Raw genomic sequence first — 15303 nt, 5'->3', positions numbered from 1 at the left:
TAAGGAAACGCATCTCTATGCAAGCAAAACATCTGATCGCCTCCGTGCTTGGTAGCGCCGTTCTGGCCCTGGGACTTGCTGGCCCGGCCGCGGCGAACAGCTGGGCCGACATGCCTCAGGACGAGTACGAGGCCGTGCTGGACAAGAAGTTTGCCGAAGGCAACTACTCCAAGCAGGGCGCCGACAACTGCCTGATGTGTCACCGTCGTTCCGACAAGGTGATGGAGATCTTCGACGGCGTTCACGGCCGTGCGGATCAGTCCAAGAGCCCGATGGCCGGCCTCCAGTGTGAAGCCTGTCACGGCCCCATGGGCACCCACAACCGTGGCGGTAAAGAGCCGATGATCACCTTCGGTCAGGACGCCCCGCTGTCCACCGAGAAGCAGAACAGCGTCTGTCTCTCCTGCCACCAGGGCGAGGAGCGCATGGCCTGGCACAGCTCAGTGCACAACCTTGAAGAGGTCGCCTGTACCTCTTGCCACCAGGTGCACGTGGCCCAGGACCCGATCCTGGATCGCAACACCGAAGTGGAAACCTGCACCAGCTGCCACACCCGTCAGAAGGCGGACATGAACAAGCGTTCCTCCCACCCGATGAAGTGGGCGGACATGACCTGTTCCGACTGCCACAACCCGCACGGTTCCATGAGCGAAGCGGCCCTGACCAGCACCACGGTGAACGACACCTGCTACGAGTGTCACGCTGAGAAGCGCGGCCCTTTCCTGCATGAGCACGCCCCGGTGGCGGAAGACTGCAGCAGCTGTCACAACCCCCACGGCAGCGTCAACGACGCCCTGCTGACCCAGCGTGCGCCGCAACTGTGTCAGAGCTGTCACGCCAGTGCCCACAGCGGTAACCCGCTGTTCAACTCTGGCCAGGACCGCATGACCGCGGGCAAAAGCTGCCTCAACTGCCACAGCCAGGTGCATGGTTCCAACCATCCCAACGGCTCTAAGCTGCAGCGTTAAGGGAGACAGATCATGAACTTTCGTTTGAACCTGATCACCCTGGCCCTGGCCAGCTTCTCCGGCGCGGCCATGGCCAACTACGGCCTGGCCAACGCCAACATGGACAAGGTCGACACCTCCAAGTGGGAGTGTAAGCGCTGTGAGCCGGTCAACGGCTACCAGGGCTCCGTGGCGGTCGGCGGCGGTGTGGTCACCACCGACGACGCCCACGCGGCCAACGCCTTTGGCGGCAACGAGGACGGCGGCGTCGGCCAGTTGGACGCGGACGTGCGTTACAACGCCGAGTCCGGATACAACGCCCGTTTCCAGTCCGATCGTCTGGGCACCGGTAACGGCAGCGCCAACGCCTCCGTGGGCAAAGCCGGCCTGGTGAACGCCGAGTTCAACTACCGCACCCTGACCACCTGGAACCAGGATGACGCCATGAGCCGCTACGTGGCCAACGGCAGCACCCTGGTGGACGTGGAAAGCCCGGTTCGCCAGGACCTCAAGCAGGAGCGCGAGCGCTACGGTTTCGCCTTCGATGTGGGCGGTGAGCTGTGGAACACCTACGCCAGCTTCCAGCGGGAAGACAAGACCGGCACCAAGAGCAGCTCCGTTGCGGGCCTCTCTGCCACCAACATTGTCGCCCCGGTGGACAGCACCACCGATCGCTGGGAAGCCGGCGCCAAGCTGACGGGCCAGAACTGGCACACCGGCGTGGCCTACATCTACTCCCAGTACGAGAACAACCTGGACACCAGCCTCACCCTGGACAACAACGCGGCCGCCCTGGCCACGGACCCCAGCAATGAGGCCTACCAGGTGGTGGTCAACGGCGCCTACAGCCTGAACCGCACCCACTTCGCGGGTCGGGTGGTCACCGGCAAGATGACCCAGAACGACGACACCCTGAAGGTTGGCGGCATCGCCGGCTTCGACGGGGAAGTGCAGACTCTGGACGCCAACTTCCGGGTCGCCTCCAGCGTGACCAACAAGCTGCGCCTCACCGCCAGCGTGGATCACAGCGACCGCGACAACCGCTCCACCGTGCTGCAGGGCACCGCCATCACCGTTGATGGCCTGTCCGGCGACGTGGACGAGGTGAAGCTGTACGACACCACTCGCACCAGCTACAAAGTGGGCGCCAGCTACCGCATCGCCTCCGGCTACCGTCTCGACGGTGGCTACGAGCGTAAGGACGTGGAGCGCACCGAGCAGGACCGCGAAGAGACCAACGAAGACGCCGTATGGGCCCGCCTGCGGGTGACCGCCCTGCAGAACTGGGACTTCGGTCTGAAGGCCGGTTACAGCAACCGTGACGGTTCCGTGTACGACGCCAGCCGCGCCACCTCCTCCGAGGACAACGCGCTGCTGCGTCGCTACTACCTGGCCGATCGCGAGCGCACCGAAGCGGAGCTGCGGATCACCCACACCCCGCTGGCCAGCCTGTCCATCGACTTCACCGGTCGCTACGCCAAGGACGATTACAGCGAGTCTGAAATCGGCCTGACCGAGTCCAAGGACTACGGCTACGACCTGGGGGTCAACTGGGCCGCCACCGAGCAGCTGAACCTGCACGCCTTCGGTGGCCAGCAGTGGATCGAGTCTGCCCAGGCCGGCGCCTACGGTGGCACCGGTTCCGCCAGCTGGTTTGCCGACATCGAGGACAGCTTTGTCCACGCCGGTGTGGGCTTCAGCTACGGCGGCCTGCTGGCCGACAAGCTGGTGATCGGTGGTGACTACCTGTACGCCGACTCCGTCAGCGACACCGTGATCACCTCCGGTGTGAGCAACCCGTACGACGACTACTTCGCCACCAGCCACAGCATCAACTTCTATGGTGACTATGCGCTGAGCGAGCGGATGGGCCTGCGCCTCGACTACCTGTACGAGCGCTACCAGGACACCGACTACGCCGAAGTGGGCATCGACAGCGTGTCCGGCCTGACCTCTCTGGGGTACCAGGGCCACAACTACAACGCGCACATGGTGATGCTCTCCTTCAAGTACGCCCTGTAAGGGAGTCCGTACTCAGAGTGAGCCGCCCTTCGGGGCGGCTTTTTTTATGCCCGGTCGGCACACTCCAGGCTAACCCCTTGGCCAGACTGGGCAATCTCCCCATGCTCGGGGTAAGCTGAGTCCATCACGCCCCAACCAAGGCCGCGCCATGGATCTGCGCCAATTCGATCTCAACCTGCTGGTCACCTTCGATGCCGTGATGGTGGCCGGCTCCGTCAGCGGCGCCGCCGAGCGCCTGGACATGACCCCCGCCGCGGTCAGCCAGGGGATCTCCCGGCTCAAGGCCCTGGTGTCGGACCCGCTGTTTGTCCGCCAGGGACGGGGCATCGTGCCCACCCAGGCAGCCCACAACCTGCACCGCCACGTGGCCGACGCCCTCAAGGAGCTGCGCCTGGGGCTGGAGAGTCAGGTGGCCTTCGCCCCCCACTCAAGCCAGCGCCGTTTTACCCTGGCCGGCCCCAGCATGCTGGACCTGGTGGTCTTTCCCCGCTTCCAGCGCATGGCCGAGGAGCAGGGCTGGGGGGTGCAGCTGAGTCTGCTGCCCCACGATGACGACCCCAGCCTGCTGGAGCAGCAGCTGTGCGACCGCCAGGTGGATCTCTTTATCGGCACCGTGCAAAGCGGCCACCCCTCCATCCGCCAGGAGCTGGTGTTTGCCGAGCAGTTGGTGGTGGCGGCCCGGCGGGATCATCCGCGAGTCCAGGGCAGCCTCGACTTCGACCAGTACTTTGCCGAGAAGCACACCGCCCTGCGCAGCCGACGGCTCAATACCCTGTTCTTGAGCTCCCTGGTGCAGGAGGCCCTGCCGGTGCGCCAGCTGGCCTACGAGAGCGACTCCATGCTGCACCTGCTGGTGGCCGCCTCCGAGACCAACCTGCTGTGCAGCTGCCCCCAGCGCCTGGCCGAGCAGTGGGCCGAACGCCTGGCCCTGAGCCTCTATCCCCTGCCCTTCGCCATGGCGCCATTGCAGGTCCATCTGAACTGGCACGTCAGTGCCGAGCAGGACGCCGGGATCCAGTGGTTGCGGGCCACGTTGAAGGCCCTGGTAGGCGGCCCGGACCCATCCTGAGGCGAGTTCAGTTTTGTGCGGTCAAACCGAGAGGCGGATCCCAGTTTCGGTCATAATGCCCGCCAGATAACCCGAGGAGAGCACCGTGAAAATCGTCGTCGCACCGGATTCCTACAAAGAGAGCCTTTCCGCGCTGGAAGTGGCCACCGAAATCGAAGCGGGCCTCAAGCAGGCGCTGCCCCAGGCCCAGGTGGTGAAGGTGCCGGTGGCGGACGGCGGTGAAGGCACGGTGCAGGCGATGGTGGACGCCACCGGCGGCCGCTACGAACAGCGCACCGTCACCGGGCCCCTGGGCCAACCGGTGGAAGCGCGCTTTGCCCTGCTGGGGGATGGCCAAACCGCCGTGGTGGAGATGGCGGAAGCCTCCGGGCTGCACCTGGTGGCCCCCGAGGATCGGGATCCGCGGATCACCACCACCTATGGCACCGGTGAGCTTATCCGCGCGGCGCTGGAGTTGGGGGTCACCCACCTTATCCTGGGCCTCGGCGGCAGCGCCACCAACGACGGCGGGGCCGGCATGGCCCAGGCCCTGGGGGCCGAGCTGTTCGACGCCGAGGGTCAGCCCCTGGCCCGGGGCGGAGCCGCCCTGGCCCAGCTGGCCCGCATCGACACCCGCCACCTGGATCCGCGCCTGGGTCAGCTGACGGTCGAGGTGGCCTGCGACGTGGACAACCCCCTGTGTGGCCCCAAGGGCGCCTCGGCGGTGTTTGGCCCGCAAAAGGGCGCCAGTGACGCGGTGGTGGCGGAGCTGGACGCGGCCCTGGCCCATTACGCCGAGTGTTTGGAGGCCCAGCTGGGTCAGTCGGTGGCCCACCAGGCCGGTGCCGGCGCCGCCGGTGGCATGGGGGCGGCGGCCCTGGCGTTTCTCGGCGCCACCCTGCGCCCGGGCATCGACATCGTGCTGGACACCGTGGGTCTGGAGGCGCACCTGGCCGGCGCCGATCTGGTGATCACCGGCGAGGGGCGCATCGACAGCCAGACCATCCACGGCAAGACCCCCATGGGGGTGGCCAAGCGGGCCAAGGCCCATGGGATCCCGGTGGTCGGCCTGGCCGGCAGCGTCAGCGACGACGTGGCGGTGGTGCATGAGCACGGCATCGATGCGGTGTTCTCCATCCTGCCCCGCCCCCTGACCCTGGCCGAAGCCCTGGTGGAGGCCCGCCCCTTCCTGCGTCAGGCGGCCCGCAACATCGCCGCGCTCTACACCCTGCGCCCCTAAAGCCCCACCATCTAGGCACTAAAAAGCCCGCTCAGTGAGCGGGCTTTTTTGCGTCTGGCCGTCGGTTACAGGGCCAGGGCGTCCTTCAGCTCATCGCTGTCGGTGAAGAAGCGGATCTCGCTCACCTGACCGCCGTCGAAGCGCACCAGGGTCACCTCGTTGGCCTGGTGGGGGAAGGTGGCGGTGGCGTCCCCCTTGTTGTCCATCAGGGTCAGCCAGGGCTGCTTGCGCATCTTGGGCAGGGCAAACATGGAGGTGATGATGGAGGGCATGATGCTGATGTCCGCCACGTAGACGGTGCGGCTGGCTTCCATCTGGGCCTGCTCCACCCCGTCCAGGGCGGCGGTGGCCACATCGCTGCCGGCCTTGTCACGGGTGAAGATCAGGGTGTCCAGCTCCCCCGTCAGGGCGTGGCTGCCCCCGTGCTGGTCTTCCAGGGTCAGGTAGGGCAACGGCTGGCCCATCTCCAGGGCGGCGGCGGGCAACGCGGTGGCGGCCGCCAGGGCGGCGGCAACAAGATACGGCTTCATTCTTGTGATTATCCTTGAAGTACTTGGTCTGCGACAAAGGGGTTGCTGCGGCGCTCATCGGCAAAGGTGGCGCCGGGGCCGTGGCCCGGGATGAAGCTGACTTCACCGCCCAGAGGCCAGAGCTTCTGGGTGATGGAGTGCAGCAGGGTTTGGTGATCGGATTGGGGGAAGTCGGTGCGACCGATGGAGCCGTGGAACAGCACATCGCCGACGAAGGCCAGCTTCTCCTCGCGGTGGAAGAACACCACGTGGCCCGGGGTGTGGCCCGGGGTGTGCAGCACCTCCAGGGCCTGTTCACCGAATTCCACGCGGTCGCCGTCGGCCAGGTAGCGGCCGGGGCTGAAGGTGGCAATGACCGGAAAACCGAACATCTGTGACTGGTTGGCCAGGCCATCGAGCCAGAACTGGTCGGCCTTGTGGGGGCCTTCAATACCGACCTCCAGGGCCTGGGCCAGCAGGTCCGCCCCACCGGCGTGATCGATGTGGCCATGGGTCAGCAGCACTTTCTCCACGGTGACGCCCCGTTCGCGGATCACCGCCTGGATCCGTTCCAGATCGCCACCGGGATCGATCACCGCGCCCTTGAGGGTTTTCTCACACCACACCAGGGAGCAGTTTTGCTGAAAAGGGGTGACCGGAATGATCTGATATTTCATCGGTAAACTCGCGTTGCGGGGCAGTGCCCCGAGAATACCAAAAAGTCCCTGCCCGCCCTAGGCCTTTGGCCGCGGTCGGATCACGAACGCAGCACCCGAGTCTGCCCGGGTTCGGGGATGGCCACCTGGTGGCCCAACTGCGCTTCGATGGTGGCTTTGAGGGCCAACTGGGCCCCCTCCTCCCCGTGCACCAGCAACACCTTGGGCCGCGGGCCAGGAAAGTCCGCCAGCCAGGCCAACAGCTGGCGCTGATCGGCGTGCGCGGAGAAGCCCCCCAGGGTGTGCACCTGGGCCCGCACCGCATAGGGCTGGCCAAACAGCTTCACCCGTTTCTCCCCCTCCACCAGCTGCCGGCCCAGGGTGCCCCGGGCCTGGAAACCGGTGAACAGCAGGTGGGTGCGATCGTCCCAGATCCGGTGCTTGAGGTGGTGGAGGATCCGCCCGCCGTTGCACATGCCGCTGCCGGCGATGATGATGAGCCCCTGGTTGATGCGGTTGAGCCCCATGGACTCGTCGGTGTTCTGGGTCAGGTGCAAACAGGGCAGGAAGGCCTCCAGGGTGGCACTGCCCTCGCGGCTGAGCATCGCCAAGTCCTCCGGGTCCATCAGCTCCAGCCACTGGTCGTAGATCTGGGTCACCTCGATGGCCATGGGGCTGTCCAGCACCACGTGCCAGCCGGTCAGCTTGCCCTGGTGGTAGAAGCAGCCGAGCTGGAACAGCACCTCCTGGGTGCGGCCCACGGCAAAGGCCGGCACCAGCACCACCCCACCCCGGGCCGCCTCCAGCACCGTCTCCAGCTCCGCCAACGTGGCCGGGTAGCTGCGGTGGTTGCGGTTGCCGTAGGTGCTCTCCATCATCACCCAGTCCACCTCGGGCCGGGGGGCGGGATCGCGCATCAGGGGGGAGTCGGCGTTGCCGATGTCACCGGAGAACAGCAGTCGCAGCGGCGCGCCCTGGCCGTCGTCCAGGGCCAGGTGCACCATGGCCGCCCCCAGGATGTGGCCGGCGTCCAGCAGGGTCAGGGTGATCCCCGGGCCGATGGCGGTGGCCAGGTTGTAGGGCACCACTTGGCAAGCCTCCAGCACCGCCAGCACGTCCTCCATGTCGTACACCGGGTTCTGGGTTTTCTGGCCCCGGCGTTTGCGCACCAGGTTGTCCCGCTCCAGATCCTTGAGGTAGAGGTTGCAGGCGTCTTTGAGCAGCACCGCCAGCAGGTTCAAGGTGGCGCCGGTGCAGTAGATGGGGCCGCGGTAGCCCCGGCGCAGCAGCCTGGGCAGGGCCCCGGAGTGGTCCAGGTGGGCGTGGGAGAGCACCACGGCGTCCAGTTGCCGGGCCTTGAAGGGCAAGCTGTCCCGCTTTAAGCGCTTGGCCAGGTCTCGCCCCTGGTGCATGCCGCAATCGAGCAGCACCCGTTGGTCGTTTACCGTCAGCAGGTGTCGGCTGCCGGTCACCTCGGTGGCCGCGCCGTGGCAGGTCAGTGTGATCATCGCGCCGCTCCTTGCCCCTCTGTCTGAGTCTAGGCCCGACAGCGCCCTGCCCCAGTGAGCCAGATCAGCAAAAGGGCGAAAAGCGTCTAGTCCGCTTCGGGCCAGTGCCGGACAAAGACTCGACGGGCCGGCTCTTGCGCGTCCAGCGCCACCAATGCCGCCAGCCAGTGGGGGGCGTGGCTTGCCAATGCCTCGCGTCCACCGGACCAGCGGGAAACCACGGAGGCCAGCAGGCCGAAGGCGCTGGGCTTCTCCCCCACCCAAAAGAGCGCCGGGTCGAAGCGCTCGGCGGCCACCCGCCAGCAGTGGTGCAGCCGGGCGGTGGCCCCGGCCTTGACCCGGTCGCGCTCCGCCGGATCGGTGGCGGTGGTGAAGCGCTCCGGGTAATCCACCACGCCGATGGCGCTGTAGCAGTTGCTGACCAGGTAGATGAGCCCCTGCAGGGTCATGGCCCGCGCCTCCGGTGCCCGGGGGATCAGGCTAGCGTCGGGGTATCGCTCCGCCAGGGTGAGCAAGATGGCGGAGCTTTCGCTCATCACGGTGCCGTCGGGCCAGATCAGGGTGGGGATCTGCTGCAGGGGTTTTGCCGGCGCAGGCGGGCCAACTCGGAGTCCGGCTCCCAGGTGGCGGCTTCGATGAGCCGGTAGGCCACGCCGGCCTGGTTCAGGGCCACTTCGATGGCGGCGGAGCCCGCCCCCTGGGCGCCAAAAAGTTGCATCGCCTGCTCCTATCGGTTGATGGGGCTGGTGCCGGTGGCGGCGCGCCCCTGACTCACCTCACTGTGGTCGTTGGGGGCAATGATCTCAAACCAGGGGTCGAAGCGGTCCAGGTAGAGGGCCAGGCGGGCCAGCACCGTCAAATCCCCCTGGTACTCGATGGCCCCGTCCCAGGCCAGACCCGCCAGGGTGGTGGGGTCCTGCAGCAGTCGGGACAAATCGGCACGGTCGAGGGTCAGGGTCAGGTCCGCCTCCGGGTCCTGGTAGCCCTCGATGTGGCTGAGGTGGGCGTTATTGAGCGCCACCAGGTAGCGCTCGTCCACGTCCGGCAGCACCAGGTTCATGGTGAACTCGAATCCCGCCTCGGCCACCTCGGGGCCGTTCAGGTGCACCCCCAGCAGGTTGAGAAAGTCGGGCACCGGCAGCACCGCGGCGATCCGCTCCGAGGGGGCGGTCATCGCCTCGGTGGGCTGCATCCCCTGGCGCAGCTCCTGGGCCGCCACCAGGAAGCTGTTGCGCTCCCCCGCCGACTCGCTCTGGTAGCCCAGCTGCTCCAGGCAATCCGCCTGCAGGTGACGGGCCTCGCTGCTGTCCGGATGGGCAAACACCGCCTTGTTCACCAGCTCGGCACACCAGCGGTACTCCCCGGCCTCAAACGCCGTGCGGCCCAGCGCCAGCACCGACGCCAGCCCGCCCATGGCGGCCACGTAGCGCGGCGCAGAGTCGCCGGGCGACAGGGCCAGCAGGGTGGCCGGGTTCATGTCGGAGTAGCCCAGGTAGCGGTTTAGCACCGCCTTGGCGTTGCGGTGGTAGCTGCCGTGGTAGCCCCGGTTGTACCAGGCCTGGGCCAGCACCGGCGGGACGGTGAACTCGTCCTGGATCTCGTTGATGGTGACCCCGTGGTTGGCCAGGCGCAGCGCCTCGTCGTGGAGGTAGCCGTAGAGGTCCCGCTGCTTCTCCAGGAACTCGACGATCTCGGCGTTGCCCCAGCGAGGCCAGGAGTGGCTGGCCATCAGCACCTCGGCACGCTTGCCGAACCGGTGCAGGGCCTGGTTGATGTACTGGCTCCAGCCCAGGGCATCGCGCACCGGCGCCCCGCGCAGGGTGTAGAGGTTGTGCAGGGCGCCGATGGTGTTCTCCGCCGCCCAGAAGGTGTCGAACTGGGGCAGGAAGGTGTTCATCTCCGCCGGGGCCTCTGTGCCCGGGGTGTTCTGCATCACCAGGGTGACGCCGTCGATGGTGAGGGTTTCGATGGGCTGGGTGATCTCCCGGGTGGGGGGCAGGATCCCCACCCGCCCCCGGGGCAGCCCCTTGCCGATGGCGGCGTCCACCTGGCCCCGGGGGCCCTTGGCCAGGATGTTGCCGTACTGGAAGCTGGCCCGGCGGGCCATCACGTTGCCCGCCAGCACGTTCTCCGCCACGGCGTGGCCGATAAAGCCGGCGGGCACGATAAGCTCCACCTCGCCGCTGTCCAGCTGGGCCTGGCTGATGAGCCCCTCGATGCCGCCGAAGTGATCCGCATGGGTGTGGCTGATCACCACCGCCTTAATGGGCCGATGGCCCAGGTGCTCGGTCACCAGGGCGTAGGCGGCCCGGGCGGTTTCCGGCACCGTCAGGGCATCAAAGACGATCCAGCCGCTGTCGGAGCGGACGAAGGTGAGGTTGGCCAGGTCGTAACCCCGCACCTGGTAGATCCCCTCGGTGACCTGGTAGAGGCCGTGGTGCAGGTTGAGCCGGGCCTGGCGCAGCAGACTGGGGTGAACGCTGTCCGGGTCCGCCCCGGCGAGAAAGTCGTAGCCCCCCAGCTCCCACACCAGCTCGCCGGCGTCGTTGCGGATCGCCAGCTGCTCGGCCTGGGCAATGAGCCCCCGCTGGGCCCGGTCAAAGTCGCCGGTATCGGCCATGGGCAGCGTGGCCCGCACCTGCTGCTGAAAGGCCCGGGTGTGCTCGCTGGCCCCCTGGGGCTCGGGAACCGGCTCATCCCCGCCCAGCCAGAGCCAGCCGAGCAGGAGCAGAACCAGAAGAATCAGTGCGGTGCGATACTGGGTTTGGGTCATGGGGCCTCCGTTGCCGTCAACCCAAACCTCGGTCAATTCACCGACGGAATCATTAAGCCACGCTTAGGTGTGGATTAAGCCTCGCTTACCGGTTGCAGGGCCACGGCGCAGATCTTGAGCGCCGCGATGCGAGCCATGGGGTCCAGCGCATCCCGGGTCAGCAGGTTGGCCGCCGCCTCGGCAAAGGCGAAGGGCATAAAGCAGTCCCCCACCCGCAGTCCCGGATCCGGCCGCACCCAGGCCACCAGCTGGCCACGACGGGAGCGCAGCGCCAGGGTCTGACCCGCTTCCACGTTAAGCCGCGCCATGTCGTCCGGGTGCAGCGCCACCACGGCATCGGGCTCCACCGCGTCCAACACCCGACTGCGGCGGGTCATGGAGCCGGTGTGCCAATGCTCCAGCTGGCGGCCGGTGATCAGGGTAAAGGGGTAGTCCTCGTCCACCGCCTCCCCCGCCTCGGGCAGGGCCACCGGCACCAGGCGAGCCCGGCCGCTGGCGGTGTTGAAGCGCTCGGTAAAGAGCACCGTCTGGCCCGGTGCGTCGGGCTCGGCGCAGGGGTAGGTCACCGACTCCTCGTGCGCCAGGCGCTCGTAGGGGATCCCCGCCAGGGTGGGCATCAGGCTTTGCATCTCCCGGTACACCGCCGCCACGTCGGCGTAGTCCCACTCAAGCCCCATGCCCCGGGCGATGGTCTGCACCAGGGCCCAGTCCTGTCGGGCCTGACCCGGCAGGGGCAGCACCGGTCGCCCCAGCTGCACCCGGCGGTCGGTGTTGGTGTAGCTGCCGGCCTTTTCGGCAAAGGCCGAGGCGGGCAACACCACGTCCGCCAGGGCGGCGGTTTCGGTGAGGAAGAGATCCTGCACCACCAGGTGCTCCAGGGCCGCCAGCGCCGCCCGGCTGTGGTTGAGGTCCGGATCGGACATCGCCGGGTTCTCCCCCAGGATGTACATCCCCTTGAGATCCCCCGCCTTGGCGGCGTGCATCATCTCCACCACGGTGAGCCCCGGGTTCGGATCCAGCCCCTGGCCCCAGGCGGCCTCGAAGCGGGCCCGGCAGGCCTTATCGTCCACCCGCTGGTAATCCGGCAGGCACATGGGAATGAGGCCCGCATCCGACGCGCCCTGGACGTTGTTCTGACCCCGCAGAGGGTGCAGCCCGGTGCCGGGGCGGCCAATCTGGCCGGTGAGCATGCACAGGGTGATGAGGCAGCGGACGTTGTCGGTACCGTGGGCGTGCTGAGTCACCCCCATGGCCCAGAACATCATCGCCCGGTCCGCCTGGGCGTAGGCCCGGGCGGCGGCGCGGATCGACTCGGCGGGCACGGCGCACCGCTCGGCCATCGCCTCGGGGCTGCAGTGAGCCACCTGGGCGCGGATCGCCTCCACCTCCTCCACCCGCGCTTCGACAAAGGCGCGGTCCACCAGCTCCTCCTCCAGCACCGTGTGGATCATGGCGCTGAGCAGGGCCACGTCGGCACCGGGGGCGAAGGCCAGGTGGTGCTCCGCCAGCCGGGCCAGCTCGGTGGCCCGGGGGTCCAGCAGGATAAGTCGGGCGCCCCCCTGGATGGCGTTTTTCATCCAGCTGGCCGCCACCGGGTGGTTGGCGCTGGGGTTGGCGCCCATGATGAAGATCACCTCGGTCTCCAGCACCTCCTTAACCGGGTTGGAGACCGCCGCGGAGCCCACCCCCTCCATCAGGGCCGCCACCGAGCTGGCGTGGCACAGCCGGGTGCAGTGATCCACGTTGTTGCTGCCAAAGCCGGTGCGAACCAGCTTCTGGAACAGGTAGGCCTCCTCGTTGCTGCCCTTGGCCGACCCCAGTCCCGCCAGGGCAGCGGGGCCCGCCTGGGCCTTGATGCGGTTCAGGCCAGAGATGGCCCGCTCCAGGGCCTCCTCCCAGCTGGCTTCGCGGAACTGGGCCCGCACGTCGCCGCCCTCCAAGAGGGTCGGGTCTTTTGGGGCGTCATCCCGGCGCACCAGGGGCACCGTCAGCCGATCTTTGTGGTGGACGTAGTCGAAGCCGAAGCGGCCCTTAACGCAGAGTCGGCCGGCGTTGGCCGGCCCATCGCGCCCCTCGACGGCGATGATCCGCTCGTCGCGCACCCGGTAGGTGACGGCGCAGCCCACCCCGCAGAAGGGGCAGAGGGAGTCCACCCGGCGCTCGGGGCTCTGTGACTCGGGCTCGGTTCGCAGGGCGGTCTCTTTGAGGGCACCGGTGGGGCAGGCCTGGATGCACTCGCCGCAGGCCACGCAGCTGCTGTCACCGATGGGGTCGTCCAGATCGAACACCACCTTGGCGTGGTGGCCCCGCTGGGCCATCCCCAGCACGTCGTTGACCTGCACATCGCGGCACGCCTGGACGCAGCGGTTGCAGTGGATGCAGGCGTCCCAGTCCAGGCTGATGGCACTGTGGCTGAGATCCGCCTCGCCGCCTGAGGGGCGAGGCGGTGTCCCCACCCGGACGTCCATCGCCGCCACCCAGTGGCGCAGCTCGGAGTCGGGATCGGTCAGGGCCGCCGGGGTCTGCTCGGCCAGCAGCGCCAGCACCTCTTGCTGGGCGGCGATGGCTCGCTCACTGTCGCTGTGCACCACCATGCCGGGCTGCACCTGGCGACAACAGGCGGCGGCCAGGGTGCGCTCCCCCTCCACCTCCACCATGCAGGCGCGGCAGTTGCCCTGGGCCGGCTGGCCCGGCTGGTAACACAGGGTGGGCACCTCGGCCCCCTGGCGGCGGGCCAGGCTGAGCAGGCTCTCGCCGGGCTGTGCCTCAACCGCTTTGCCGTTAAAGGTCAATGTCAGGGTCATCAGCGTTGCCCTCCCACTTCATCGGGAAAGTTGGCCAGCACCGAGCGGGCCGGGTTGGGTGCGGCCTGGCCCAGGCCACAGATGGAGGCGTCCCGCATCACCTGGGCGAGCTGCGCCATGGGCTCGGCGTCCCAGACTGGCTCGGCCATCATCCGGTCGAGTCGATGGCAGCCCAGCCGACAGGGGGTGCACTGGCCGCAGGACTCCTCGGCAAAGAAGGCGATGGCGTTCTGGGCCAGATCCCGGGCGCGGTCCTGCTGGGAGAACACCACGATGGCGGCGGAGCCGATAAAGCAGCCGTGGGGTTGCAGGGTGTCGAAATCCAGGGGGATGTCCGCCTGATGGGCGTTGAGAATGCCGCCGGAAGCGCCGCCGGGGAAGTAGCCGTAGAGTTCGTGACCCTGTGCCATGCCGCCGCAGTACTCGCTCACCAACTCGTTTAGGGTGATCCCCGCCGGGGCCAGGTAGACCCCCGGGCGCTTGACCCGACCGCTGACGGAGAAGGAGCGCAGCCCCTTGCGACCGTGGCGCCCGTGGGAGAGAAACCACTCCGGGCCCCGCTCCAGCATGTCCCGCACCCAGTAGAGGGACTCCAGGTTGTGCTCCAAGGTAGGGCGACCAAATAGCCCCACCTCGGCGACGAAGGGGGGCCGCAGGCGCGGCAGGCCCCGCTTGCCCTCGATGGACTCGATCATCGCCGACTCCTCGCCACAGACGTAGGCCCCGGCGCCCCGGCGCAGCTCCATGGGCGGCGCCTGGGGGTAGCGGATGGCGGCCTGGGAGACCGCCTCCTCCAGCAAACGGCGGCAGGCGGGGTACTCGTCGCGCACGTAGAGATAGATGCTCTCAATGCCCACCGCCCAGGCGGCCACCAGCATCCCCTCGACAAAGCGGTGGGGGTCCCGCTCGAGATAATGCCGGTCCTTGAAGGTGCCCGGCTCCCCCTCATCGACGTTGACCGCCATCAGCCGAGGACCGGGCTGCTCAGCCACGGTGCGCCATTTGCGACCCACCGGGAAACCCGCGCCCCCCAGCCCCCGAAGCCCGGAGTGCTCCAGGGTCTGGATCACCGACTCCGGGGTGCGCTCCCCCTGGTAGCAGGCCTCCAGCAGACGGTAGCCCCCCTGGGCCAGGTAGCCCTCCAGGGAGAGGGTGGCGTCGGGACGGGGGTCCTCGGTGTCGCCGGCCATCACCAGGGCACTGACCAGCGCCGGGGTGGCCCGCTCCACCGGCTTTTGCCCCACCACCGCCACCGGCGCCTTGGCGCAGCGGCCCACGCAGGGCACCTCCTGCACCCGCACATCGGGGCCCAGGGCCTCGGTCAGGGCAGCGGTCAGCCCCTTGGCGTCCGCCATGGCACAGCTTAGGGACTGGCAGACCCGCACCGTGAGGGGCGGCGGTGGGCGCTCCCCCTCCCGCACCACATCAAAGTGGTGGTAGAAGCTGGCCACCTCGTACACCTCCACCGGCGTCAGCTTCATCATCTGAGCCAAAGCCACCAGGTTGGCGGCGCTCAGGTGGCCTTCGCTGTCCTGGATGACGTGCAGGTACTCCAACAGGCGGTCGCGCCGAAGCGCCTCGCCGCCCAGTAGCCGTTCGACTCGTGCCTGGGCCTCGGGGGACGGCTGTCGCCCCTTGCCCGCCTTGCTGCCTCTTGCCATGGTGCCCCCGTTTTGGGTTCTTGTTTTTATTAGGCTTTCCTGGGTCAATTAGCGCACAAACCCAAGCTTTATCACAACCCTGACCAGCTGCGGATAAGGAATTTCGACCCAAACCGGCCCCCTATCCACAGTGTG

The 15303-nt window shown here is 67.8% G+C and carries 12 protein-coding genes; 4 read left to right on the top strand and 8 right to left on the bottom strand.

The window, feature by feature from the left end; all coding sequences use genetic code 11:
• The first annotated feature begins 17 nt into the window (after positions 1–17).
• From KUV81_RS02750 to KUV81_RS02735, 4 genes are all read left to right on the top strand, one after another.
• Positions 18–968: a DmsE family decaheme c-type cytochrome gene (locus KUV81_RS02750; RefSeq protein ID WP_222542314.1), complete on the top strand. Its 951-nt coding sequence runs from the start codon at positions 18–20 to the stop codon at positions 966–968.
• A gap of 12 nt (positions 969–980) precedes the next feature.
• On the top strand, positions 981–2969 hold the full coding sequence (locus tag KUV81_RS02745) for an MtrB/PioB family decaheme-associated outer membrane protein (protein ID WP_222542313.1): 1989 nt from the start codon (positions 981–983) through the stop codon (positions 2967–2969).
• 148 nt (positions 2970–3117) lie between these two features.
• The gene (locus KUV81_RS02740; RefSeq protein WP_222542312.1) at positions 3118–4038 is read left to right on the top strand and encodes a LysR family transcriptional regulator; all 921 of its coding nucleotides are present in this window, start codon (positions 3118–3120) and stop codon (positions 4036–4038) included.
• A gap of 85 nt (positions 4039–4123) precedes the next feature.
• A complete protein-coding gene (locus KUV81_RS02735) occupies positions 4124–5257 on the top strand; it encodes a glycerate kinase (protein WP_222542311.1) in 1134 nt (377 codons plus the stop codon).
• Between the two features lie 65 nt (positions 5258–5322).
• Here the strand turns inward: KUV81_RS02735 and KUV81_RS02730 are convergent, their stop codons facing one another.
• The 8 genes from KUV81_RS02730 to KUV81_RS02695 all read right to left on the bottom strand — a co-directional run bounded on the left by KUV81_RS02730 (position 5323) and on the right by KUV81_RS02695 (position 15168).
• Positions 5323–5787: a hypothetical protein gene (locus KUV81_RS02730; RefSeq protein WP_222542310.1), complete on the bottom strand. Its 465-nt coding sequence runs from the start codon at positions 5785–5787 to the stop codon at positions 5323–5325.
• 8 nt (positions 5788–5795) lie between these two features.
• Positions 5796–6443, bottom strand: a complete 648-nt coding sequence (locus KUV81_RS02725; protein ID WP_222542309.1) for an MBL fold metallo-hydrolase — start codon at positions 6441–6443, stop codon at positions 5796–5798.
• 80 nt (positions 6444–6523) lie between these two features.
• Positions 6524–7930 (bottom strand): MBL fold metallo-hydrolase RNA specificity domain-containing protein, encoded by a 1407-nt coding sequence (locus KUV81_RS02720; protein WP_222542308.1) that lies wholly within the window; start codon positions 7928–7930, stop codon positions 6524–6526.
• Between the two features lie 86 nt (positions 7931–8016).
• Positions 8017–8487 (bottom strand): hypothetical protein, encoded by a 471-nt coding sequence (locus tag KUV81_RS02715; protein WP_409995555.1) that lies wholly within the window; start codon positions 8485–8487, stop codon positions 8017–8019.
• Complete coding sequence (locus tag KUV81_RS02710; RefSeq protein WP_222542306.1) at positions 8487–8648, bottom strand: hypothetical protein; 162 nt, start codon at positions 8646–8648, stop codon at positions 8487–8489. Before KUV81_RS02710 ends, KUV81_RS02715 begins: the two co-directional genes overlap by 1 nt.
• 9 nt (positions 8649–8657) lie before the next feature.
• Complete coding sequence (locus KUV81_RS02705) at positions 8658–10703, bottom strand: alkyl/aryl-sulfatase (RefSeq protein ID WP_222542305.1); 2046 nt, start codon at positions 10701–10703, stop codon at positions 8658–8660.
• Between the two features lie 74 nt (positions 10704–10777).
• Positions 10778–13507 (bottom strand): formate dehydrogenase subunit alpha, encoded by a 2730-nt coding sequence (fdhF, locus tag KUV81_RS02700; protein WP_222542304.1) that lies wholly within the window; start codon positions 13505–13507, stop codon positions 10778–10780.
• Complete coding sequence (locus KUV81_RS02695) at positions 13507–15168, bottom strand: NAD(P)H-dependent oxidoreductase subunit E (RefSeq protein ID WP_222542303.1); 1662 nt, start codon at positions 15166–15168, stop codon at positions 13507–13509. The genes fdhF and KUV81_RS02695 overlap by 1 nt, the downstream gene beginning before the upstream one ends.
• Positions 15169–15303: the final 135 nt, after the last annotated feature.

Origin of the sequence: Ferrimonas balearica (genome assembly GCF_019802085.1) — a bacterium.
Lineage (GTDB): Bacteria > Pseudomonadota > Gammaproteobacteria > Enterobacterales > Shewanellaceae > Ferrimonas > Ferrimonas balearica_B.
This window is presented reverse-complemented; position numbering and strand designations above follow the sequence as displayed.

Bases quoted from the DNA above. Each gene is read 5' to 3' on its own strand.
- fdhF (WP_222542304.1), bottom strand. From the start codon at position 13,507: ATGACCCTGACATTGACCTTTAACGGCAAAGCGGTTGAGGCACAGCCC.
- KUV81_RS02725 (WP_222542309.1), bottom strand. From the start codon at position 6,443: ATGAAATATCAGATCATTCCGGTCACCCCTTTTCAGCAAAACTGCTCC.
- KUV81_RS02730 (WP_222542310.1), bottom strand. From the start codon at position 5,787: ATGAAGCCGTATCTTGTTGCCGCCGCCCTGGCGGCCGCCACCGCGTTG.
- KUV81_RS02705 (WP_222542305.1), bottom strand. From the start codon at position 10,703: ATGACCCAAACCCAGTATCGCACCGCACTGATTCTTCTGGTTCTGCTC.
- KUV81_RS02710 (WP_222542306.1), bottom strand. From the start codon at position 8,648: ATGCAACTTTTTGGCGCCCAGGGGGCGGGCTCCGCCGCCATCGAAGTG.
- KUV81_RS02720 (WP_222542308.1), bottom strand. From the start codon at position 7,930: ATGATCACACTGACCTGCCACGGCGCGGCCACCGAGGTGACCGGCAGC.
- KUV81_RS02695 (WP_222542303.1), bottom strand. From the start codon at position 15,168: ATGGCAAGAGGCAGCAAGGCGGGCAAGGGGCGACAGCCGTCCCCCGAG.
- KUV81_RS02740 (WP_222542312.1), top strand. From the start codon at position 3,118: ATGGATCTGCGCCAATTCGATCTCAACCTGCTGGTCACCTTCGATGCC.
- KUV81_RS02745 (WP_222542313.1), top strand. From the start codon at position 981: ATGAACTTTCGTTTGAACCTGATCACCCTGGCCCTGGCCAGCTTCTCC.
- KUV81_RS02750 (WP_222542314.1), top strand. From the start codon at position 18: ATGCAAGCAAAACATCTGATCGCCTCCGTGCTTGGTAGCGCCGTTCTG.